Here is a 22,729-nt window from a genome sequence, read left to right as displayed (position 1 = left end):
AGTGAATGTAATCATCCAGAGGCAGAATTGCAGTTAATATTTATCAATATTGAATATCCTAAAGGATAAAAGAGATGATCAGATCCTGGATGGTTATAGGGGGTGTAGCTTTGTTAATAGCTTTAGGATCTAACTTAATTACACCCAGCGACGTACAATGGTTTAGGCGCTTACGTAGACCGCGATGGTTAACCTTTGAGAGAGCAATTCCAGTAATTTGGACTTTAATATTTATTTGTGGTGGTTGGTCAGCTTATATAGTCTGGGAAAGTAATCCAGGTACGGGACGAACTTGGTTACTCATGGGTTTATACTTACTATTAGAAATTGTCACCATCGCCTATACACCGGTAATGTTTTGGCTGCGTAGTCTGCGGGTGGGTACGATTATTGGTGGTACAGGTTTTGTCATCTGTCTGATTTTGACAGTAGCAATTTTACCTGTTTACAGAGTTGCAGCAGTATTATTGATACCCTATTTGTTGTGGAGTCCCATTGGTACATATACCACGTGGAAAATGATTAACCTTAATCCTCAAGATGCTTGAGAATTCGACTTAGATCCTCAGCCTTACTTAAAATAAATAAACTACCATCTCCTCCCCGTCCAATGCGGAAACTTTCATCTAAATAAGTAATATCTAAAGTAGGGACTCTCCCTTGAGGATTGTTAGCAGGAACTACTTTAAACGGGTTAAGTTGGGGAGTATCAAAGCCCAAAATCTTCTCAATGGATAGATAGCGTTGATCAAAATCTACATTGATGCGTTGCTCTGTTGCTGGTGCAAAACTAGCTGTTACTTTCACATATCCAGAAACTAACCCCAAAGAATGTTTCACAAAAGCTAAGTTAAAAAATCGTTTGTTGGTAACATCAATTACCTGATAAACTTGACCTAACTGTAATCCTAGGGGGAGGGAATCTAAAGAACGGATTTCTCTAGCTGTGGAGTACAGCAACTTCCACCCCCCATTCAGCACAGAAGTAGCATTGAGGAGAGGTTGGGGATGGGGATTATAACTTTCTAGTTCCGTAGCTAATTGAGCAATTTCTGCAGCTAAGGTTTCACCTAACTGTAAATCAGTCAGAGGAGAACTGAGATTACGTTTAGTTTGTATCTCCTCTAGGGAAGTTTGGAGTTTTTGCTGTAATAAAAGTCGATTATTCAAGGGTCAAATATTTTCCGGCCATAACGCGCTGTGAAAGAATCAGCCGGATTACTTTGATTATACAACCAAGCCCACATCTGGTCACCTAAGCAAAAATGCCACCATTCCCTAGGGTTGCGTTGAAATCCAGCTTTTAACATCACATTATACAATAATTGCCGATGGGCGTGATATGTTGCGGCTTGTGGGTGGTGACTATGAAGATAGTAGTCCGGGTGCGATCGCTCTGACAACTCATCAATAGGGGAACCCATATCGACTATTTCCCCCCTATCATCCACCAGTGTTATATCTACAGCAGCACCCGTACTGTGGGGAGGGGGAGTTTTTTCATCCCAACTGGGTATCGCCCAAATTTCATAAACCGAGTCCCAAACTGCTTGTAGTTGTGGTGGTGATAACTCAACCTCAGTCAATCCCTGCTGTTGTAAAGCTTGAGCAAAACTGTAATCTACCATAAATTGTTGCACAGCCACAGGGCGATAAGCATCAAAAATCTGGATATACCAACCGGGATGAATTTCTTGTAAATAATTTTGGGCTTGAATTAAATTTTTTACCACACTTTGGCGCAAATAATAAGGAGAATATCCCCCATAGGGTGCGCCCAATTTTTCATAAGGATGGGGAGATTCCACTGCAAATAATTGCAAAGGAATTGCCACAAGTGGTTCACCGCATTCTAATATAGGGATTTGGTGATAAGGTCTCATCAGTTTTTCTACTCAGTGTCAAAGATTATAACCATCCTAGTATGTAAATATTTTCATGAAACGGGACTCGATTTATTACCAAATTTTTAAGCGATTTCCATCGGTTATTTTTGAACTGATTGATTACCGTCCTGAACAAGCACAGAACTATAGATTTGAGTCAGTAATCTTGTGGGGTGGGCATCCTGCCTGCCCTAGTTTACCTCACTCAGATGGCTGTATTTCCAGTTGACGAGTATTGTTACCAGTTACCTGAAGGTAGTTGGGATGCGATCGCTTGTGACAATTCATCAATAAGGGAAACCATATCGACTATTTTCCCAGCAGCACCCGTACTGTGGGAAGGGGGAGTTTTTTTCATCTCAACTGGATAGCGACCAAATTTTATCAACCAAGTCTTAAATTGCTTGTCAAGGTTATCATTGGTTTTGATGCTCAGTGTGAAAGATTATAACCATCCTAGTATGTAAATATTGTCATGAAACGGGACTCGATTTATTACCAAATTTTTAAGCGATTTCCATCGGTTATTTTTGAACTGATTGATTACCGTCCTGAACAAGCACAGAATTATCGATTTGAGTCAGTTGAAGTCAAAGAAACCTCTTTTCGTATAGATGGGGTGTTTTTACCACCAGAGGATGCAAAACCCCGGATTATCTTGTTTGCAGAAGTGCAATTTCAACGAGATGAAGGTCTTTACCATCGCTTCTTTACTGAGTTGCTGATGTATTTAAACCGCAACCAGTGCGAATACGATGACTGGTATTGTGTGGTAATTTTCCCAGACCGCAGTTTAGAACCAAGGGATACAAACACTCATCGTCTGTTTTTCCACAGCAACCAAGTACAGCGAGTTTATCTAGATGAATTAGGTAATCCCAATCAGCAGCGTATAGGTATTAATTTAATGCAGTTGACCATCGCATCAGAGCAAACGATGGCAGACCAAGCAAAAAAATTAATTGAACGAGTACAATTAGAGTCAGAGGATGCACGGCTAAAAACAGAAATTATTGATATTATTACCACAATTGCTGTTTACAAGTTTTCTTCGTTAAGTAGAGAGGAAGTGGAAGCTATGCTCGGACTGACTTTAGAGCAAACCAGAGTCTATCAAGAAGCTAAAGCTGAAGGTCGCCAAGAAGGTCGCCAAGAAGGTCGCCAAGAAGGTCGTCAACAAATACTGAAAGTAGCTGTACCACTGTTACTAAAAACAGGGATGAGTCTAGAACAGATTGCTCAACAGCTTAATGTTGACCTAGAAGCTGTCCGCCTTGCTGCACAGCATAACACCTAAGCAATTTTACTTACAGCAGTTTTCAAGTAAATAAAGTACACACCTTAATATCATAAATCTTGTGGGGTGGGCATCCTGCCTGCCCTAGTTTACCTCACTCAGATGGCTGTATTTCCAGTTGACGAGTATTGTTACCAGTTACCTGAAGGTAGTTGGGATGCGATCGCTGGCGACAATTCATCAATATGGTTTAATATCAGAAGGTGGTTTAGTAAATAAGTTGATTGTAGCCATCTTTACAGATGCAGATGTTGCTCTAGCCGCCAAGAGGAAATTCATCCTTCTAAAATTATTTATCTAACTAATTCCTGAGTCTTTTCTATTTTTAGTTGAGAATCACAAAACATTTTTACCAATAGTTCTTGTGCGACAGCCTTAACTACATTAATGCTTACCGAATTGCCCAATTGATAGTAAGCTTTATCATCATTGGGATGAAGTAAAAAATTATCTGGAAAACCCTGTAAACGTGCTGCTTCACGGGGAGTTATTCGTCGGACTCGCTGATTATGATAAACGCCTAATCTATTAGCATCACTAGCAACCAATGTCACAGAAATTTTCCTAGGATCTAAAAATTTATAAACTTCAAATGAAAAATTACCAGATAAAGGTTTATATTTACCATTAATCAGTTTCAAATATTTCTTAGTAACTAGTGAATTCAGAACATCTGCCAAATTAGGATAATCACAGAAACTGGCTATTTGTTCTTGACTCAGTAGTTTACCGTCTTGTAGGTCACCAAATTCTTTGTTGCGTCTTTTTAAGATAAAACGGTTCATCAATGCAATTTCTTCTACAGTACATTCACCACGCAATCCTAATTCCCAAGAATGAATAGATTTACCACCTCTATAATCAATTAGCCTTACACCATGAAGTCGATTTAAATCATTGTTAAATATCCGTTTTAAGGCATTAATAAACTCTGGAGAACAGTCATATTTACTGTTAGGATTATCTTCTAAAATATCACAAACACTCACATTTTTTTTTGTTTTATCAAATAAAGATAACTGATTATCATTATAACTATGAGAATCTTTTGGACCAACATCCGACATCAAATCAAATACAGGATTAGCATTTAAAATGCCAATTAAATAAATCCGCACTCGATTTTGGGGTAAGCCGAAATTTGCACTGTTGAGTAAAAAAGCATCAAAGCTGTAACCTCTTTTTTGTATTTCGTGTTTGATCGTTGCCAAAGTTTTACCTTGCTCATGACTATAAATACCTCTAACATTTTCAAAAATAAAAGCTTGTGGTTTATATGTATCAAGCAATCTAATGATTTCAAAAAATAGTGTACCTCGTGTGTCACCAAACCCTTCTTTTTTGCCAGCATAAGAAAATGATTGACAGGGAAAACCGGCTAATAATATTTCATGTTCTGGTAGTTTATCTATAATTCGGATATCACCTAAAGACTGGTGATTGAAATTTCTTGCATATACTAGTTGAGCATCTGTATTGATTTCGCTACTTAAAACACATTCGGTTTCTATATTTAATCCATGAGCAGCTTGTTCAAAGGCTAATCTAATTCCTCCTATCCCTGAAAATAAATCCACGAATCTAATTTTTTGCATATTTTGAAAACCTCTGTTATTAAAATTCACTACTTGAAACTTAGAGCCATTTATATGTCTACAAAGTATTCCTGCAGAAAACTACAAAGTACATCAAGTTCCTCACCAGAAAAGGCGACTGTGCAGTGACTATAAGAACAAAGTATCTTGAGAGCATTTTCTCTTTCAAAGTTACCAGCACCATCTAGGACGTAAGCTATTTTATATCCAAGTGTTTGAATTTGATCAAACCTCGATTTTGCTTGTCCAGCTTTGCGCTCAATCACACTATTTGTAGTTACTTGAAAGCTGACTTCAATAGCTACATACCTATTATTTTTATAAACTATAATATCAAATGCTGTCGGTTTATTGTCCTCAGTATGGCTTACACCTGGTATCTGTCCATTTGCTTTGATATTAATACTTGGAATATCAAGGTTATCTTCTAAATATTTTTTTACAAAAGTTTGGGTAATTTGTCCTAAGTTATTTGATTGAGAACCAGCAGTAATCCGACTAACCCAAATATATCTTTGTCTAATAAATTGCTGTAATTTATCTGTTATACCTATATAGTTACCTATTTCACATTTGAATAGGATTTATGCCGCTTTTTCAGTTATGGAATTACCACCAAATAAAAGCAAAGCTATTATGTCTTTGTGAAGTAGAGATAGAGGTGACTTTTCCAGTACTTTTTTGTCTTTATCATTTATACTCTCTAGTATTTTTTTTGCATTTATACCCAGTTTAGTGTTGCTGAGTCGACCCTGTACAGGTAAAACTTGAAAACTATAAGAGTAACTTTTTGTATTCCATAAATAATCCAACCTTCTCTCAGGAAAAATTGAGTCAAACTGAGTATTTAATCGCTGAATCATTTCGCCCCCAAAGTCAGCTAGAACAAGTAAATGTTTTAAAAATAAATTTGCTGGAAGGCTGCAAGATTCAATAATTTGGAATAGCCCATCTAAATGAGATACACGAACACTCAAAATTGCGATAAACTGATCTTGCGTTTCTATGAGTTTGGGAATTAAACTTAGTTCTGCTTCTTGTTTTGATAATTCTGAAGGCCAAAACATACAGGCTAACTTACGTAAATCATCAACATTTCTCTGATAAATTTGATTGCACATAATTAATGATTTCGCTAATAGACTCATGTACTAATGTAATGTATTTTCAAGGCCAATTCCTGAATTACCCCCCTCCCATTGGGCTATCCATTACCCGGATCTTTCTTAACATTCGTGAGAGCGATCGCTCACAAACCCCCAAACCTTAATCCTCCGTTGATGATTCTCAATAAAATAAGGGTTTTATCAAGAAGAATAAGGTACATTTTGTCAAGAGTAGGGAAATTTTCAATCGTTGAAACCGTTGCCACATAAATGTTTCAAGATTGTTAAGAAAAATGTGGGTAATGAATAGCCCATTGGGAAGGGGGGAGTATAACTAGGCGCTGAAATACTTAGCTACAGGGTGATAAGCAATAATCGCCGTCGTAGACTGTTCTGGATAAATTTGCTCACTTTCATCCATATACAGATTAATTCTGTCGGTCTCCAACAACTCCAGCTGCTTATACTGATCCTGCATATTCGGACAAGCGGGATAACCGAAACTATACCGCGAACCGTGATAACGCTGTGCCAAAATATCCCGAATATTATCCGGTTCATTAGCACCAAAACCCAACTCCCGGCGAATTCTGGCGTGAGTCCATTCCGCCAACGCCTCAGCCACCTGCACAGCTAAACCGTGAAAATACAGATAATCTGTGTATTGATTGTCGGCAAATAACTTTTGGGCGAACTCCGTGGCTATCTCTCCCACAGTTACCGCCTGCATGGGGAAGACATCAATTACCCCCGACTCTTTGGGTGCAAAGAAATCAGCAATACACAACCGCCTTAAAGACTTCTGTCTGGGGAACTCAAAACAGGCTCTTACCTGTGACTCTGGATGGTGAGAATCATAAATATACAAAGTATTCCCCTGAGACTGACAGGGAAAATACCCATAAATTACCTGGGGATGTAGCAACTTCTCAGTAATGATCCTTTCCTTCCAACCCTCCAAAATCGGAGAAACCTTATGTTGTAAAAACTCCTGATACTCCTCCTTAGACTGTTCCTTTGGCTTGCGGAATTGCCATTGTCCAGCAATCAAAGCTTGTAAATCTAAATACCACAAAACTTCTTCAATGGGAATATCAGCAGGTTGTAATAACTGAGTTCCCCAAAAAGGCGGTGTGGGGCGGGGAATATCTACCGCCACAGCTTCAGATGGGTGGGTATCTATAGTTACAGGTTGGGCATCACTGGGTGCGGGAGACTGGGTACTAGGTGCTGGGGAGGTGGTGATTTTTGGTTCTGCTTCTACCTCATCCAAAAATCCTTGGAAATCATCCCAATTATTAGCAGCTTTAGCTGGCATTAATTTATCCATGAAATGCAAATCAGCAAAAGCATCCTTACCATAAATTACCTTACCGTTATAGGTATTTTGGCAATCCTGATACACAAACTTGGGAGTTAGGGCTGCACCACCTAAAATTACAGGAACAGTAATCCCCTTTTCGTTGAACGCCTCCAAGTTGTCCTTCATAAAAGCGGTAGACTTGACTAACAACCCACTCATAGCAATACAATCAGCTTTGTGTTGTTGGTAAGCCTCGATGATATTTTCCACCGGTTGCTTAATACCCAGGTTAATGACCTTGTAGCCATTGTTAGATAAGATAATATCTACCAAGTTTTTACCAATATCATGGACATCACCTTTGACGGTGGCAATGATAAAGGTGCCCTTAGCATTATTACCAGATTCTGACTTTTCCATGAAGGGTTCTAGATATGCAACCGCAGCTTTCATGGTTTCCGCTGACTGCAAAACAAAAGGTAATTGCATTTGTCCGGAACCAAACAACTCACCCACAACTTTCATCCCATCTAGAAGAAAGGTGTTGATAATTTCCAGAGGCGGATATTGTTCTAAAGCCTTTGTGAGCTGTGCTTCTAAACCAATGCGTTCGCCGTCGATGATATGACGTTTGAGGCGTTCTTCTATGGGGAGACTTTCATCTACACCTTTTTCGCGCTTTGTGGTTACCCCTTCAAATAAGGTGGTAAGTTCTCCTAAAGGATCATAAACGCAGACATCACCCTCAAATTTACGCCGGTCATAAATTAAGTCCTGACAAACTTGTTGATGGTTGTCTGCAATTTTAGACAAAGGTAAAATCTTGTTAGGGCTGACAATGGCTGCATCCATACCGGCGGTCATTGCTTCATGTAAAAACATGGAGTTGAGTACAACTCTGGCTGCTGGGTTTAAACCAAAGGAAATATTAGATACACCTAAAATTACATGACAGCCGGGTAATTCTTGGCGAATCCGTCGAATTGATTCAATGGTAGCCCTACCGTTGGCTCGGTCTTCTTCAATCCCGGTAGAAATAGGTAAAGCTAAAGTATCAAAGAATATCTCTGTGGGAGGGATACCATATTCTAGAGCTTGACGATAGGCACGTTGGGCAATTTGAAACTTTTTCTGGGCTGTCCGCGCCATCCCATCTTCATCGATAGTACCAATAACTACCCCAGCGCCGTACTTTTTAGCTAACTCCAGCACTTTTAAAAAACGTGGTTCGCCATCTTCGTAGTTGGTGGAGTTGAGTAAACACTTACCACCGGCTACCTTTAACCCCGCCTCCATTTTTTCCCATTCTGTGGAGTCGAGCATTAAGGGCAATGTAACATTATTGACAATGCGCGATACCAATTCGTGCATATCTCGCACACCGTCACGTCCTACATAATCGACGTTGACATCAAGGATGTGTGCCCCCTCTTTGACTTGGGCCCTAGCCATAGATACTAGTCCATCCCAGTCCTCTGTATTGAGCAAATCACGGCATTTTTTGGAACCACTGGCGTTGAGACGTTCACCGACAATCAAGAAGGAATTATCTTGGTCGTAAGGCTGAGTGGAATAAATTGATGCTGCGGCTGGTTCTAGGCTATGCTGTCTGACTTTTGGCTTCAGGTTTTGGGCAATTTCTGCTAATTGTTGAATGTGTTCTGGACGTGTCCCACAGCAACCCCCAATCACTTGGACACCCAAATCTTCAACAAAGTGCATTAATGCCATGCGTAATTCCAACGGTGTGAGGCGGTAGTGTGCTTTACCACCAATATTCTCAGGTAAACCGGCATTGGGTATACAGGAGACGATAAAAGGTGAATGTTCTGAGAGATACTTGATATGTGGTTTCATCAGGTCTGGCCCTGTGGCACAGTTCAAACCCAGAATATCTATGGGATATGGTGCTAATATGGTCAGCACAGCACTGATTTCTGAACCTACTAGCATTGTACCCATGCTTTCCATGGTAACGGATACCATGAGCGGGCGACGTTCACCTTTTTTGCTAAAAACTTCTTCAATACCATTGAGTGCTGCTTTAATTTGCAGTACGTCTTGACAGGTTTCTACCAGAAATAAATCAACTCCACCATCAAAGAGGGCTTCGGTTTGTTCGGCGAAGTTAGCTTTGAGGGTGTCAAAGTCAATATGTCCCAAGGTGGGGAGTTTGGTTGTGGGTCCCATGGAACCGGCGACAAATCTCGGTTTGTCTGGGGTGGAAAATTCAGCGGCGACCCTCTTGGCTATTTCTACGGCTGTTTTATTTAAGTCATAGGTCTTGTGTGCTAAGTCATATTCTGCTAGTACAATGGATGTGGCTCCAAAGGTGTCTGTTTCAATGACATCAGCGCCAGCGGCGAGAAAGTCTCGGTGTACTTTGGCGACGGCTTCGGGGTTGGTGTAAACTAAGTATTCGTTACAACCTTCATATTCTGAACCGCCGAAATCTTCCGCAGTCAGGTTTTGACTTTGCAGGTTGGTTCCCATTGCACCGTCAAAGACGATAACTGGGCGGTTGGGACTATGCAGATGTTCTAGGAACGGATGAGTCATATTTTCCTACAGGAAATTACTTCAGTCTTGTAGTGTTCTATTTTATTATTTTCCCAAATTGTCGGCGTTTTATGCGGTTCGGTCTTGGTAGAATTTTGTTGCATATACTAGGCGCACAGTCCAAACCACAGATGTTGACGCTTGGTGGTTTCAGTTAAAGATCAGGTCTAGGCGCTGTTGGGCGGTTTTTAGGGCTTGTTGTGGCGAGGTTTGACCCAGTAGTACTGATTCTATTGCTCGTCCTAGGCTATCGGATATCCGATTGTAGCCGGGAAATATGGGACGCGATCGCCCATGTCGGGCCTGATCTAAAAATACCTGCACAGATGGGTTAGTTTGGAGGAATGCTTGATATTCTGGTTGTTGGCGAGATTTCAGGTTAATTGGTAAATAACCGGTTCCCAAAGCTAATTCTGTTTGAAATTCTGCACTCATGGCATACTCAGCAAAGATGAAAGCTGCTTTTTGCCTTTCTGGTGTGGTTTTAAATAAGAATAGGTTTTCACCCCCGATGCTGGTAGCAGGTTTTTGATTTATAGGTATGGGAAAAACGGCAAAATCAACACCGCTCTGAGTAAATTCTTTTAGACTCCAGGGACCAGTTACCTGCATGGCTACCTTACCAGAAATTAAGTTACCTGTTTCATAGCCTCTTTCTGGGGGGGATAACATGGCAGAACCATCTTCAACCAGATGACGCCAAAATTGCAAGGCGGCGATCGCCCCTGGATTATCTTGTAACATTACTGCTGCTGGTTTTTGCACGTCTGGCGGTACTAATTCGCCGCCACTACTCCACATAAATGGTAACCAGGTGAAGACCGTAAACTCACCTTTTCCTAATGGCAACAATACCCCATACTGGTCTATGCGTCCATCGCCATTAGTATCACGGGTTAATTTTTGTGCCACTTGGCGAAACTCTTCCCAAGTTCTGGGTAATTCGGTAATTCCGGCGGCTGTAAACAAACTGGGACGGTAATATACAGCCACATTATTAGTTGCAAAGGGCACAGACCAGATTTTACCCTGGTATTCCATGGATTCAAACAAGGCCGGGTCAATTTCCCCTTTGACTGGGGAATTATTCAGCTGGTCATCTAAAGGAATTAAGGAACCTGCTAGTTCCACTAATTGACCGGCAATAGTGGGGTTGTACCATAATAGGTCTGGGGGAGCATTCCCCACCACTGCTGCTAAAATTTTGGGGATTTGCTGGTCTTGTTGTCCTGCATAGACAGATTCTACGTGAATATAGGGATGAGTTTGATTAAATTTATCTACAAGTCTTTGTAAAACATCTCGATTAGGCGGGGGATTTACACCTTGCCATAAGGTAAGATGAACTACATCTGTTTTTCTGAGGTTTTGGCATCCACTCAAAGCCAGTATGCCGACCAGCAGTAACAGTAGTAAACTTCTAATGTAGTATTTTAATTTCTTTCTTTGTCTTCTGAATTTATTGGGCATGGGAAAAATGCGCGCAAAACTTATCATCAGGTATCGCACAATTGATATTAGATACTTCAATTGGCATTTGATATATCCTAAACTTTCAAGAAAGGGTTAATCATTTAACATTATGGCAGGACATAGTAAATGGGCAAATATTAAGCGTCAAAAGGCAGTAGTAGATGCCAAGAAGGGTAAGACCTTCGCCCAGTTATCTAGAGCAATTATTATTGCTGCGAGGACTGGTTTACCAGACCCCAGCGCTAATTTTCAGCTACGTACAGCCATCGATAAGGCTAAGGCTGCGGATATACCTAATGATAATATTGAACGGGCGATCGCTAAGGGTGCAGGAACCTTTGGCGGGGATAGTAGTAATTTTGAGGCTATTCGCTACGAAGGTTATGGACCGGGTGGTGTCGCAATTTTAATTGAAGCCCTCACAGATAATCGTAACCGCACAGCGGCTGATTTACGTGCCGCTTTTAGTAAGCGCGGTGGTAACCTTGGTGAAACAGGTTGCGTCAGCTGGATGTTTCATCAAAAAGGTGTGTGTACTGTTCAGGGGGTAAAAAATGAAGACCAGCTTTTAGAAGCATCCCTAGAAGGTGAAGCCCAGTCTTATGAAATGATTGACCATGACATAGCCGAGGTATTTACCGAGGTGATCAACTTAGAACTGCTCACCCAGACACTCAAGGACCAAGGCTTTGAGATCAGGGATGTAGAATTACGCTGGATACCCACTAATTATATTGAGATTGCTGATCCTGAGCAAGGGCGATCGCTGCTCAAGTTAATTGATACTCTCGAAGGTTTAGATGATGTCCAGAATGTGACTGCTAACTTTGAAATAGCCGACAGTCTTTTAGATGTAATCATGGTTTAAGAACAACTAACCGCACAGACACCCATCAATTTATCTGTGGATCTGTGGTTCATAAATCTCTTTTTCCCAAAAATTATGAAAATTTGGCAACTTGACTTTTATCCCAGTCCAGTACAGGAGACATCCGGACAAACCCTATGGGAATTGTTGATTTGTGACCCAACACATACCTTTGAATATACAGCCTCCTGTCCCCAGACAGCCGCCACCGCCCATTGGCTTGCTACTCAAATTCAGCTAGCCGCTAGTAACAACTTACCAGATATCATTCAGGTATTTCGTCCCCAGACCTTAAGTTTAATTCAAGTCGCCGCCAAAAACTTAAATATTCGCGTCGAACCCACCCGCCATACTTTAGCCTTAAAACGGTGGTTACAAGCAAAGCAATATCCCTTAACCCTAGATCAACCACCCCCAACACCATTACCAGAAAACCTCTGGGGGGAACAGTGGCGCTTTGCTACGCTCCCAGCGGGTGAACTTGTGGATGTATTTGCAGAACGCCCCATACCTATTTTGTCTATACCAGAATCTTTACAACCCATTAATTTGGGTTTACCATCCACAGCGCCTATTCCGGGGGTAGTTATCTATGGTGGTAGAAAGTCAATGGCTTTGGCTCTGTGGTTAGATACGGCACAGCCAGCATCGTTAAATTACATAGCAGGTGAACCCCATGGTTTAATATTAGAGGCTGGTTTAGTAGATAGGTGGATTCTCGCCACTTTTACAGATGCAGATGTGGTTGCGGGGGCCAAAACCTATCAACAGCGTCAACAACAAAGCCGAGGATTGCACTTTTTGTTAGTGCAACCCGATGATTCTGGGATGACCTATAGTGGCTTCTGGTTACTATGCTTAGATGTAAATTCTAAGTATATTTAACCAAGGTAACCTACTTAAGCTAGTGACTATTTTCCCTGAAGTCGTGCTTGCTTCACCATGGCAATCAAAGTTTGGTGAGCATCTTCTGAGTCTACCAAAATATGATCGAATTGAATCCGCACTGGCACAGTTTGTTGATTTACCTCTGCTGTCAAATTCATCCCTTGAGAGTCAATGGAGAGCATTTTTGCACTTGTGACATCTGTCACACCCCCAAAAGCCTGGGCATAAAGAACTACAGCATTAGCATGGTCATCATTCATATGAGTGCAAATGCGTGAGCTAATTTCAGGGGAGAAGTAATCAGACATGATGGATTAGGAAGTTAATAATACAGTGATGATCTCAGATTTTACCAGTTAACGACTTTTTACCCATTTAACTACTGCTTGGGTTAAACCATCTAAAGTATATTCCTCAGCCTCAACATCCACACGCCCTAATAAGGATTGGCAGGTTTTGGAAGTTTCCGGACCTATAGAAGCAATACAAACATCTGCTAAAATATGGCTGATGTCACGGTTATCGGCAAATACCTCTTGTAAGAGTTGACAGAAGAACTTGACAGTTTTAGAACTAGCAAAGGTAATTATATCTACAGTCCGATTTTGCAAGGCTAATTTTGCTGACTCTGGTATATTTCTGGGACAGCGAGATTGATATGCAGCTACTTCCACAACTACCGCACCTTGAGCAGTTAATTCTGCAACTAAAACATCCCTTCCGCCGCTTTCTACTCTGGGAAATAACACCTTTTGACCCTGTAGTGATTCGGGGAAATGAGCCACCAAAGCATCAGCGACAAAATTAGGGGGAATCAAATCTGGTTTAAGTCCCCGTTGTTGCAGACTTTGGGCTGTTTTTTCACCCACCACAGCAATTTTAATGCTACTTAGAGCACGAACATCTTGACCTTGGGCGAATAATCTGGTAAAAAAGTAATCTACCCCATTGGTAGAAGTAAGAATTAACCAGTGAAAATCTGTCAAATTAGCGATCGCCCGGTCTAAACCTGACCAACTGGAAGGGGGGACAATTTCTAAAGTAGGCATGGAAATCACAGTCGCACCCAATGCCGAGAGGCCATCGCTAAATTGGCTCGATTGCCCAGCGGAACGAGTCACCAGAATAGTTTTACCTGTGAGGGGGGAATTATTTAACATAGGTGGAGAGTCAAAAGCTTGATATTTTAAGGATATTCTCTGAGTTTGTAAGTAATTACGTAATTTTACAACTTCCCCAATCACAATTACCACCGGGGAGAGATAAACGCCCAGGGTTTGCGTGAGAATATTTTTCAGTTCTCCTACCCAAACTTGTTGATCAGGAGTTCCCGCCCAACGAATAATAGCAATAGGGGTATATGGTGATCGACCTTGCCTGATGAGTTGATGTATAATCTCAGCTAGATGAGTTCCCCCCATCAATATTACCAGAGTGTCCAATCTAGATAAAGCTTCCCAATCTAAAACATCTGGTTCATGGGCTGTGAGGACAGCAAAACAACGACTAAGTACAGCATCAGTCAAAGGAATCCCAGCCATTAAAGGAGCAGCTAAGGCCGAAGAAATTCCTGGTATGACTTCAAACTCACAATACTGAGCTTGCAAAGCTGTAATTTCCGGGGTACAGCGACCAAAAATCAACGGATCCCCAGATTTTAATCGTACCACCTGTTTACCTTGCAAACAATAGTCAACCAGTAATTGATTAATTTCCCCTTGGGGTGTGCTAGGTTGACCACCACGTTTACCAACATCTAGGCACAGACAATCAGGTCTGACATACTGTAATAATTGCTGATTTACCAGAGCATCGTAGACTAACACCTCAGCCATAGCCAGAAGATTGTAAGCCTTTACCGTCAGATATGCCACATCTCCAGGTTCAGCACCCACCAGATAAACCTTCCCCTTTTGTTCAGTCATAAATTTAACCTGTGAAACCACCCAGAAAACAAATAAATTTTACTACAAAAACTGGAATTAACCTCCTATTAAAAACCCTGATAACTTGGCGTTAATCGGCGGAAAAAAGAAGAAATCACCCCCCAAAAATCAAGGAAAAAAATCGCAATAATCACTACAAATTAGATTTTATAAAATAGCAACTTGATTACAACTTTAAAAATAGATTCAAGGGACAATGAGTGCAGAAAAGAATACTCAAAATTTGCGCTCGGAGACGAATAATGGTAGCGATCGCAGAGAACGTACAGCATAGACTAAGTATACAGACTGTAGAAATTGCCCCTAACACAACGGCGATTCGCTCTCTTGATTGGACCGCGATCGCTTCGATATCGAATTCGGACTGCAAAACGGTACGACATACAACTCATATCTAATTAGGGGTGAGCAGACAATTTTGATTGATACTTCCCACCAGAAGTTTCGTCAACTATATTTAGACACACTGAAAAGTCTTGTTAACCCCAAGACAATCGATTACATAATAGTTAGCCACACAGAACCAGACCATAGTGGTCTAGTAGAAGATGTATTGCAATTAGCACCCAGAGCCACAGTATTAGCCTCAAAAATTGCCCTACAGTTTTTAGAAGGTTTAGTACACGAGCCATTTTCCAAGCGCATCGTTAAAAGTGGCGATCGGATTAATATTGGCAAAGGACACGAAATAGAATTTGTGAGTGCGCCCAATCTGCACTGGCCAGATACAATCTTCAGCTACGATCGCAAAACCGAAACCCTGTTCACCTGTGATGCATTTGGGATGCACTTCTGTGACGATCGCACCTTTGACGAAGACTTAGAAGCGATTGAACCAGACTTTAGATTTTACTATGACTGCCTCATGGCTCCAATGTCCGTTCTCTACTAAACGCCATGAAGAGAATGGGGGAACTGGGAAAAATTAACATGATCGCCAATGGTCACGGGCCAATACTGTACCATCACTTAGATATATTAACTGACTGCTACCAAACTTGGAGCCAAAGACAAGCTAAAACAGAAACCACAGTTGGCTTATTTTATGTTTCCCAGTATGGATATAGCGATGAGCTAGGTTTAGCCATAGCTGAAGGTATCCAAAAAACAGGAGTGGGAATAGAAGTCATTGACCTAGGCACAGCCGAACCCCAAGAAATTCAAGAGCTAGCAGGTAGAGCCACGGGATTGATCATCGGTATGCCCCCATCCACTGCTGTAGCAGCACAAGCCGGTATAAGTTCACTATTATCCGTAGTCACAAACAAACAACTAGTAGGTTTATTTGAATGTTACGGCGGTGACGACGAACCGATTGATACCCTGCGGCGGAAATTTATCGACCTGGGTGTTAAAGAAGCCTTCCCTGCTATTCGCATTAAACAATCTCCCACAGATGTAACATTCCATCTGTGCCAAGAAGCCGGTATAGACCTGGGACAATTACTGATGCGGGAACGCAACATCAAGCAAATCAAAGCCCTTGATGTCAACATGGAAAAAGCCCTGGGGCGGATTAGCAACGGACTGTATATTGTCACCACCCAAAAAGGTGATGTTAAAAGTGCCATGTTAGCCTCCTGGGTAGCCCAAGCCAGCCTACAACCTTTAGGATTCACCATAGCAGTAGCCAAAGACCGCGCCATTGACTCCTTAATGCGAGTAGGGGATCATTTCGTCCTCAACGTCCTAGAAGAAGGAAATTATCAAGAACTGAAAAAGCAATTTCTCAAGCGCTTACTTCCCGGTGCTGACAGATTTGCTGGGGTGAAAACCCAAACCGCTAAAAACGGCTCTCCCATCCTCACCGATGCTCTAGCATACATGGAATGTGAAGTCCAAAAGAGCATGGAGTGCAGCGACCACTGGCTCTTATACTGCACAGTTCAAGAAGGTCGTGTTTCTAAATCTGATGCACTCACAGCAGTTCGCCATCGCAAAGTAGGTAACTACTACTAATTAGGGAATGGGGAATAGGTATTAAGTATTTCCCCCCCTTTTAAAACATCCTCTTATTTTTGGCAAAAATCTATGAGCAATTCCAAACCCCGTGACGTACAAGTTATCCCCGTCGCTACAAACACCACATTTATTAGAGCGCGTAGTTGGTCACGCCTGCGGTTTGAAATTGAATACGCAAGAGAAAGAGGCACTACCTCCAATTGTTATTTAATTGAAGGTGATAAAACCGCAATTATTGACCCACCTGCTGAAACCTTCACGGAACTTTATTTAGAGGCGTTGCAGCAGACCCTGAACTTGAAAGAGTTGGATTACGTAATTTTAGGTCATTTTAGCCCCAATCGCCTGCCAACTCTCAAGGCGCTTCTACAACTAGCACCCCAGGTAACATTTGTTTGTTCTCTCTTGGGTGCAGCTAATTTGCGTCATGCTTTCCCAGATAACGCACTAGAAATTCTAGTCATGCGGGGGAAAAAAACCCTTGATTTAGGTAAGGGTCACGTTTTAAAATTCTTACCTATTCCCAGTCCGCGCTGGCCAGAAGGACTTTGTACCTACGACCAGCAAACCCAAATCCTCTACACAGATAAGCTATTTGGCTCTCATATCTGTGGGGATGAGGTGTTTGATGACCAACCGGAAGCATTACAAGAAGACCAGCGCTACTACTACAACTGTTTAATGGCTCCTCAAGCTCAACACGTAGAAGCAGCTTTGGAGAAAATATCTGATTTGCATGTGAGAATGTATGCTCCGGGTAACGGCCCATTGGTACGTACCGGATTAATCGAACTAACCAACGCCTATGCACAATGGAGCAATGCTCAAAAACACCGTGATATCTCTGTAGCTCTACTTTATGCCTCAGCTTACGGAAATACAGCAATTTTAGCTCAGGCTATGGCTTTGGGATTGACTAAAGGCGGCGCAGCAGTGCAATCAATTAACTGCGAATTTGCTACCCCTGATGAAATCCGCACTGCTATACAACAGTGTGATGGTTTTGTGATTGGTTCCCCCACTATCGGCGGTCATGCTCCCACACCTATTCACACTGCTTTGGGAATCGTCCTCACTGTGGGTGATAGTCATAAACTCGCAGGGGTTTTTGGCTCCTACGGTTGGAGTGGTGAAGCATTTGATTTGATTGAAGGTAAACTTCGCGATGCTGGTTATCGCTTTGGCTTTGATACTTTCAAAGTTAAGTTTAAACCTGATGATGTTACGCTCAAATTCTGTGAAGAAGTTGGTACAGACTTTGCTCAAACTTTGAAAAAATCTCAAAAAATCCGGTTACCCCAACAAGCTGCTACCCCTTTGGAGCAAGCTGTCGGTAGAATTGTTGGTTCAGTTTGTGTTCTCTGCGCTCAACAAGGTGATGTCTCTACTGGGATGTTAGGCTCTTGGATTTCACAAGCTACCTTCAATCCACCAGGTCTGACTGTGGCGATCGCCAAGGACAGAGCTATAGAATCTCTAATGTATCCAGGTAGTAAATTTGCTTTGAATATCCTGGAGGAAGGCCATCATTTAGAGTACACGAAGCATTTCCGCAAAAATTTTGCCCCTGGAGAAGACAGATTTGCCAACTTTAGCACCACAGTTGCAGATAATGGCTGTAAAATTCTCACCGATGCCCTAGCTTATCTAGAATGCTCCGTCCAGGAACGCATGGAATGTGGGGATCATTGGGTAATTTACGCAACTGTTGACAATGGTAAGTTAATCAAACCTGATGGTGTGACTGCCATCAACCATCGTAAAACTGGGACTCACTATTAGAAGTTTTGCCAGAGCCAGAACTTTTCGAGTACATGAAGTACAGATATTAATGTCTGGAAATGGTCTGTAAATCTCTACTGTCAGACTCCTGTCATCCTCTCAAGTTTGGCGGGAGTCTTCTTGTATAGTTAGATATTCCCTTAATTGCTCTGACATTTAGCAAAAACTTTTCTAGTTTCTAGCCCATAGGGTATCTAGAACTACAAGAGCATTTTGAACCTGGAACTTTTGGACTCATGGCCAGTCTAACAAATCTGACATAAATATTGAGGTAAGATTCCGCAATTGCCACCAAGACAATTGAATATGTATCATGTCATCTTAAGCTAGGAAATCACTATCCAGTAGTTCTCACACAACCCGTTAACCACTCTACTACAACGCTTTTATATTATTTGCTCCTATGTCTGCACCACACAACAAGATTAAATTTCCTTTTTGGCAATATTTGAATCAACCATTATTTAGTCGTAATTATCAATTAGAACTGAATCCCCGTCGTTTTGCCTATAGGTGGCGCATTGGACTTTTAGAGCGTTGCTTGAATAAAGAATGTGATGCTAAGGGGCCTCAACAGCATTAGTGGAAAATCATCGCTGGGTGTCCTACCTTTGGCGTGAGAATGGCAATTATGCTATTTTTTGGCTGGAATTTTCGGGGAACTGCTAAAAATTTAGCCCGTCTAGAGTGAAGGTAGTTAAGAGAGAATTATGCCGAAAAGCTGTTTTGGCTCCCGTGTACTCAGGGTTTCCCATGATGGGATTTTCTATTTAGAGTCCCCTGTTACCGAAGTCTGGGAGATTTTTAGATGATTAAAAAAAGTCTTGCTTTGGTCTCCTTGAGTTGGGGAATTGTCTGTGTAAGTAGTATGTGGTCAGCTGTGGCTCAGGTTTCCACACCGTCTCGGGTACAACCGCCACTCAGACTCTTTCGGGTGGAAACAGACCGCACCCCAAGGGTTGGTTGGTTGGGTTGGGATGAGCAACTTTTTCCAGGGGGTAATCCTAGTTTACCCTTAGGAGATCGCCCGGCTTTGTTGGTTGCTATTGATCATAGTTTGAGTTATCTGGAGAAAAGGAGTGCTATAGCGGCCTATCAAAACTATCCGGTTCGGGGAATAACCCATGATCGGGTGCGTCGGAGTTTGATTCGTTTCCGCCAGCTATTGGTCAGTTCCAACTCTACCGCTGAACTACAAGTTGCTGTCCGTAGAGAGTTTGACTTTTACCGTTCTGTGGGCAATGATGGCAGGGGTACTGTTAAATTTACCGCTTATTATGAACCTGTTTATTATGCTAGCCGGGTAAGGACTGGAGAATATAGGTATCCCTTATATCGCAGACCACCAGATTTTGATCAATGGCCTCAACCTCACCCGAAACGAGTTGATTTGGAAGGTGAGGATGGTTTACTAGGGGAAAGAAGCCGGTTACGCGGGTTAGAAATACTCTGGTTCCGCGATCGCTGGGAAGCATACATGGTACATATCCAAGGTTCTGCCCAAATTGAGTTAACTGATGAGGGTACTAGAACATCTGTAGGCTTTGCGGGGGGAACAGATTATCCCTGGACAAGTATCGGTCGCCAATTGTCTAAAGATGGCAAGTTGGCGGCAAATCAATTGAATATGCCGGGTATAATTAACTTTTTCCGCAATTACCCCCAGGAAATGAATAATTATCTACCCCGCTGGGAAAGATTTGTCTTTTTCCAAGAAAACCCTGGTAGACCAGCTACTGGTAGTATTAATGTCCCAGTTACGGCGGAGCGTTCTATTGCTACAGATAAGTCTCTCATGCCTGCGGGGGCATTAGCACTGATTCATACTTCACTTCCATATGTGGGTAGCAATGGCCAGATGGAATATCGCACTGTGAACCGCTTTGTTCTGGATCAGGATACAGGGAGCGCCATTAGAGGACCAGGAAGGGTGGATTATTTCATGGGGTCTGGTCAAGTAGCGGGCGATCGCGCTGGTGTTACAGGTGGGAACGGTTCACTATATTACTTACTCCTGAAAAGGTAGGGAGGGGGAATTGGGGATTGGCCACTGATGATGAGAAAGTTATCATCTTTCCTGCAGTCCCCATTAATCCGGCTGTGTACTCCTCAGTTTCTAATATGGTGGATAATCATCTTCATCTGCGTAAAGATAAGAACTAGAAATCCCAACTGCTGCCATTTTGGGTGCTTCTACTTTAATAGATTCCTTACCAAACTCTTTGTGTTCTTCAAAGGTCTTGCAGATCATTACTGACTCAGGAGAATCGGAAGCAATCAGGTATTGAGTTAATGTTCCCACTGTGGGATGCTTGTAGTCCACCGTTGAAGCCACCATGACAGTATTGGGTTCAATCCCTCTTTCTTCACACTCAATGATAGGGCAAAAAATCCCATGGGCGTGAAATAATGAGACCTTTTGCTGATAAAGGTTGCTGGCGATATACAGCATAAGCCCTTTCCAATTCAGCTATGAATCCACCGATGACTCTTCCTTGCTGAAATTCGCAGTAACTTTTGCTGAAACTTGCTCCCGCTACACCGCTGAGAGTTAATTGTAATGGAGATTCGTGGAGGAACTTTTTATTTTCCCCTACCAAGTAAATGAGGTGGCGAGTAAAGGTTTTAAATTTAAGCTTGTCTGCTAAGAAAGCATCATAATTTTCTTTAAGAGTACCAAGTTTATGACCAGTTTCCCGGTCTTTAACAGATAAAGGTCCCCGGCGCACTATAACTAATCTGGGAGCATTGCTGATAAAAACTGTTTCTACTCCAGAGCTAAACTCATGCTCTACCTGTTGCCAATTTTCATCGGGTTGAAAGCCTACAGCTGTAGCATTATCTAATTTAATTGCCAATCCATGGGGCTGCATACCATCCATACCATGGCGAGGATTAATCATCTGACACCAGGGGATGATTTGAGAAGGAGGGGCGTTAAATCTATCGTCCTCAAAGTCAAAATTAGCAGATGCTTGCATCGTTTTAGACTATCAAAAGTGTTTTGCTCCCCTCAGTTTAACAGTATGGGGAAGGAGTAAACTGGTGCTGATAGAGAGTGTTAATTTTTATTCCCAGTAGCGATTTCAACCAATATTCTCCTGAAATTAAACATAGATTTGTCCTCAAAGGGCATATCTACAGCCGTTGTAGCAGATTTAATCCGTGGGTATCAGTGCCACAGGTATTCAAGAGCTGATATTCAGCCGCTAAGTGTTGTACCTGTAGTGTTTCCACAGGGCTGGGTTTCCAAGGTTTGGGGTTGTTGTAAGCGTAGAAAGTTTCCACACCGTCAATTCCCCGTGCTGCCGCAGCTGGAATTAATTCAGCATGCGATCGCTTGTAACGAGCTGGATGGGCTAAAACTGCCAATCCTCCAGCTGCGTGGATGGATTCAATTATCTTGTCTGCTTGATATTCTAAGCCTACAGCCGGTTTTTTCTGCACATAGGGTTTCATACTAGGATGTTCTGGCTCAAAGGCGTAAGCCAAAATGTGAACTTCTACATCCAGAAGGTTAGCATTAATTTCTACCCCACTCCAGAGATAGGGAGTATTTTCACGGCTATATTCCCGGACTTTTTCTAAATAGGCTTGTGCTACATAATACCCATCTATACTATGGTGATCTGTAATTGCCAATCCTTCTAGTCCAATAGCGATGGCCTGTTCTATCAATGTAGTTGGTTGCAACCTTCCATCTGAGTGGACGGTATGCATATGAAAATTGAATAACTGGGGACAGCTGTAGGCATCAACACCTTGGAAGACTTGCCTGAGAATATTTGCACTAGTAGATGTCCTAGCAAAATTTACAACCATAAGCTTTTATCAATGAAAATACTTGATTGTTGATAGATAAACAACACCGCCAGCACTTGAAACTGTGAGTAGTTATTTTTTTAGCTTTACTAGCTCAATTTTTCAATATGTTAAGACTACCTTAGCAAATCTAAATGCTCATGGTCATGAGTATTTCCAATTACTTGTATTAATAAATGTGATGCTAATTACTAATTAATTTAAGTACTGAGATAATAGTAGATGAAATGTTGTACATCTTT

At 41.8% G+C, this 22,729-nt stretch carries 19 protein-coding genes and 2 pseudogenes; 10 read left to right on the top strand and 11 right to left on the bottom strand.

Going from position 1 to position 22,729, the window contains the following annotated elements; translation table 11 throughout:
• Positions 1-74 precede the first annotated feature (74 nt).
• On the top strand, positions 75-548 hold the full coding sequence (locus AC6IZ0_RS05590) for a TspO/MBR family protein (protein ID WP_271734317.1): 474 nt from the start codon (positions 75-77) through the stop codon (positions 546-548).
• Here AC6IZ0_RS05590 and AC6IZ0_RS05585 read toward each other — a convergent pair.
• Positions 529-1,170, bottom strand: coding sequence for a PAP/fibrillin family protein (locus tag AC6IZ0_RS05585; protein ID WP_497725377.1), 642 nt, complete (start codon positions 1,168-1,170; stop codon positions 529-531). The two genes, AC6IZ0_RS05590 and AC6IZ0_RS05585, sit on opposite strands and share 20 nt — an antisense overlap.
• A complete protein-coding gene (locus AC6IZ0_RS05580; RefSeq protein ID WP_497725376.1) occupies positions 1,167-1,883 on the bottom strand; it encodes a M15 family metallopeptidase in 717 nt (238 codons plus the stop codon). Before AC6IZ0_RS05580 ends, AC6IZ0_RS05585 begins: the two co-directional genes overlap by 4 nt.
• Positions 1,884-1,938: 55 nt before the next feature.
• On the opposite strand from AC6IZ0_RS05580, the gene AC6IZ0_RS05575 reads away from it, so the two are divergent.
• From AC6IZ0_RS05575 to AC6IZ0_RS05565, 3 genes are all read left to right on the top strand, one after another.
• On the top strand, positions 1,939-2,115 hold the full coding sequence (locus tag AC6IZ0_RS05575; RefSeq protein WP_497725375.1) for a DUF2887 domain-containing protein: 177 nt from the start codon (positions 1,939-1,941) through the stop codon (positions 2,113-2,115).
• Positions 2,116-2,361: 246 nt separating this feature from the next.
• A complete protein-coding gene (locus AC6IZ0_RS05570) occupies positions 2,362-3,183 on the top strand; it encodes an Rpn family recombination-promoting nuclease/putative transposase (protein WP_497725373.1) in 822 nt (273 codons plus the stop codon).
• A gap of 118 nt (positions 3,184-3,301) precedes the next feature.
• Complete coding sequence (locus tag AC6IZ0_RS05565; RefSeq protein ID WP_497725371.1) at positions 3,302-3,484, top strand: hypothetical protein; 183 nt, start codon at positions 3,302-3,304, stop codon at positions 3,482-3,484.
• Here AC6IZ0_RS05565 and AC6IZ0_RS05560 read toward each other — a convergent pair.
• The 5 genes from AC6IZ0_RS05560 to AC6IZ0_RS05540 all read right to left on the bottom strand — a co-directional run bounded on the left by AC6IZ0_RS05560 (position 3,477) and on the right by AC6IZ0_RS05540 (position 11,216).
• Complete coding sequence (locus AC6IZ0_RS05560) at positions 3,477-4,778, bottom strand: DNA cytosine methyltransferase (RefSeq protein WP_497725370.1); 1,302 nt, start codon at positions 4,776-4,778, stop codon at positions 3,477-3,479. The two genes, AC6IZ0_RS05565 and AC6IZ0_RS05560, sit on opposite strands and share 8 nt — an antisense overlap.
• 50 nt (positions 4,779-4,828) lie before the next feature.
• A complete protein-coding gene (locus AC6IZ0_RS05555; RefSeq protein WP_497726004.1) occupies positions 4,829-5,272 on the bottom strand; it encodes a hypothetical protein in 444 nt (147 codons plus the stop codon).
• Between the two features lie 90 nt (positions 5,273-5,362).
• Positions 5,363-5,899, bottom strand: a complete 537-nt coding sequence (locus tag AC6IZ0_RS05550; RefSeq protein ID WP_497725368.1) for a hypothetical protein — start codon at positions 5,897-5,899, stop codon at positions 5,363-5,365.
• A 319-nt stretch (positions 5,900-6,218) separates the two neighbouring features.
• Positions 6,219-9,746: a methionine synthase gene (gene metH / locus AC6IZ0_RS05545; RefSeq protein WP_497725367.1), complete on the bottom strand. Its 3,528-nt coding sequence runs from the start codon at positions 9,744-9,746 to the stop codon at positions 6,219-6,221.
• 150 nt (positions 9,747-9,896) lie between these two features.
• Positions 9,897-11,216 (bottom strand): ABC transporter substrate-binding protein, encoded by a 1,320-nt coding sequence (locus AC6IZ0_RS05540; protein ID WP_497725365.1) that lies wholly within the window; start codon positions 11,214-11,216, stop codon positions 9,897-9,899.
• 112 nt (positions 11,217-11,328) lie between these two features.
• Here AC6IZ0_RS05540 and AC6IZ0_RS05535 point away from each other — a divergent pair, with 112 nt between their 5' ends.
• Positions 11,329-12,087, top strand: a complete 759-nt coding sequence (locus AC6IZ0_RS05535) for a YebC/PmpR family DNA-binding transcriptional regulator (RefSeq protein ID WP_497725363.1) — start codon at positions 11,329-11,331, stop codon at positions 12,085-12,087.
• Positions 12,088-12,162: 75 nt separating this feature from the next.
• Positions 12,163-12,972, top strand: a complete 810-nt coding sequence (locus tag AC6IZ0_RS05530) for a Tab2/Atab2 family RNA-binding protein (protein WP_497725362.1) — start codon at positions 12,163-12,165, stop codon at positions 12,970-12,972.
• 26 nt (positions 12,973-12,998) lie between these two features.
• Here AC6IZ0_RS05530 and AC6IZ0_RS05525 read toward each other — a convergent pair whose 3' ends face one another.
• Positions 12,999-13,283 carry a DUF2470 domain-containing protein gene (locus AC6IZ0_RS05525; protein ID WP_271734308.1) on the bottom strand — a complete coding sequence of 95 codons (285 nt, stop codon included), beginning with the start codon at positions 13,281-13,283 and terminating at the stop codon, positions 12,999-13,001.
• 48 nt (positions 13,284-13,331) lie between these two features.
• On the bottom strand, positions 13,332-14,900 hold the full coding sequence (gene cobA / locus AC6IZ0_RS05520) for a uroporphyrinogen-III C-methyltransferase (RefSeq protein WP_497725361.1): 1,569 nt from the start codon (positions 14,898-14,900) through the stop codon (positions 13,332-13,334).
• A gap of 263 nt (positions 14,901-15,163) precedes the next feature.
• On the opposite strand from cobA, the pseudogene AC6IZ0_RS05515 reads away from it, so the two are divergent.
• The 4 genes and pseudogenes from AC6IZ0_RS05515 (at position 15,164) to mltA (ending at position 20,691) form a co-directional block, all read left to right on the top strand.
• Positions 15,164-16,880 (top strand): annotated as a pseudogene (locus AC6IZ0_RS05515) (diflavin flavoprotein).
• Between the two features lie 72 nt (positions 16,881-16,952).
• Positions 16,953-18,665 (top strand): diflavin flavoprotein, encoded by a 1,713-nt coding sequence (locus AC6IZ0_RS05510; RefSeq protein WP_497725360.1) that lies wholly within the window; start codon positions 16,953-16,955, stop codon positions 18,663-18,665.
• Between the two features lie 403 nt (positions 18,666-19,068).
• On the top strand, positions 19,069-19,248 hold the full coding sequence (locus tag AC6IZ0_RS05505) for a hypothetical protein (protein ID WP_271734305.1): 180 nt from the start codon (positions 19,069-19,071) through the stop codon (positions 19,246-19,248).
• Between the two features lie 225 nt (positions 19,249-19,473).
• Positions 19,474-20,691: a murein transglycosylase A gene (mltA, locus tag AC6IZ0_RS05500; protein ID WP_497725359.1), complete on the top strand. Its 1,218-nt coding sequence runs from the start codon at positions 19,474-19,476 to the stop codon at positions 20,689-20,691.
• Positions 20,692-20,781: 90 nt separating this feature from the next.
• Here the strand turns inward: mltA and AC6IZ0_RS05495 are convergent.
• Positions 20,782-21,646 (bottom strand): annotated as a pseudogene (locus AC6IZ0_RS05495) (DUF5895 domain-containing protein).
• 157 nt (positions 21,647-21,803) lie between these two features.
• A complete protein-coding gene (locus AC6IZ0_RS05490) occupies positions 21,804-22,487 on the bottom strand; it encodes a PHP domain-containing protein (protein WP_497725357.1) in 684 nt (227 codons plus the stop codon).
• Positions 22,488-22,729 lie beyond the last annotated feature (242 nt).

This window comes from Anabaenopsis sp. NIES-4685 (assembly GCF_059725405.1).
This window is presented reverse-complemented; position numbering and strand designations above follow the sequence as displayed.

Excerpts from the sequence above, each read along its gene's own strand:
- AC6IZ0_RS05590 (WP_271734317.1), top strand. The coding sequence starts at position 75 with ATGATCAGATCCTGGATGGTTATAGGGGGTGTAGCTTTGTTAATAGCT.
- AC6IZ0_RS05580 (WP_497725376.1), bottom strand. The coding sequence starts at position 1,883 with ATGAGACCTTATCACCAAATCCCTATATTAGAATGCGGTGAACCACTT.
- AC6IZ0_RS05575 (WP_497725375.1), top strand. The coding sequence starts at position 1,939 with ATGAAACGGGACTCGATTTATTACCAAATTTTTAAGCGATTTCCATCG.
- AC6IZ0_RS05570 (WP_497725373.1), top strand. The coding sequence starts at position 2,362 with ATGAAACGGGACTCGATTTATTACCAAATTTTTAAGCGATTTCCATCG.
- AC6IZ0_RS05560 (WP_497725370.1), bottom strand. The coding sequence starts at position 4,778 with ATGCAAAAAATTAGATTCGTGGATTTATTTTCAGGGATAGGAGGAATT.
- AC6IZ0_RS05550 (WP_497725368.1), bottom strand. The coding sequence starts at position 5,899 with ATGTGCAATCAAATTTATCAGAGAAATGTTGATGATTTACGTAAGTTA.
- metH (WP_497725367.1), bottom strand. The coding sequence starts at position 9,746 with ATGACTCATCCGTTCCTAGAACATCTGCATAGTCCCAACCGCCCAGTT.
- AC6IZ0_RS05540 (WP_497725365.1), bottom strand. The coding sequence starts at position 11,216 with ATGCCCAATAAATTCAGAAGACAAAGAAAGAAATTAAAATACTACATT.
- AC6IZ0_RS05535 (WP_497725363.1), top strand. The coding sequence starts at position 11,329 with ATGGCAGGACATAGTAAATGGGCAAATATTAAGCGTCAAAAGGCAGTA.
- AC6IZ0_RS05530 (WP_497725362.1), top strand. The coding sequence starts at position 12,163 with ATGAAAATTTGGCAACTTGACTTTTATCCCAGTCCAGTACAGGAGACA.
- AC6IZ0_RS05525 (WP_271734308.1), bottom strand. The coding sequence starts at position 13,283 with ATGTCTGATTACTTCTCCCCTGAAATTAGCTCACGCATTTGCACTCAT.
- cobA (WP_497725361.1), bottom strand. The coding sequence starts at position 14,900 with ATGACTGAACAAAAGGGGAAGGTTTATCTGGTGGGTGCTGAACCTGGA.
- AC6IZ0_RS05510 (WP_497725360.1), top strand. The coding sequence starts at position 16,953 with ATGAGCAATTCCAAACCCCGTGACGTACAAGTTATCCCCGTCGCTACA.
- AC6IZ0_RS05505 (WP_271734305.1), top strand. The coding sequence starts at position 19,069 with ATGTCTGCACCACACAACAAGATTAAATTTCCTTTTTGGCAATATTTG.
- mltA (WP_497725359.1), top strand. The coding sequence starts at position 19,474 with ATGATTAAAAAAAGTCTTGCTTTGGTCTCCTTGAGTTGGGGAATTGTC.
- AC6IZ0_RS05490 (WP_497725357.1), bottom strand. The coding sequence starts at position 22,487 with ATGGTTGTAAATTTTGCTAGGACATCTACTAGTGCAAATATTCTCAGG.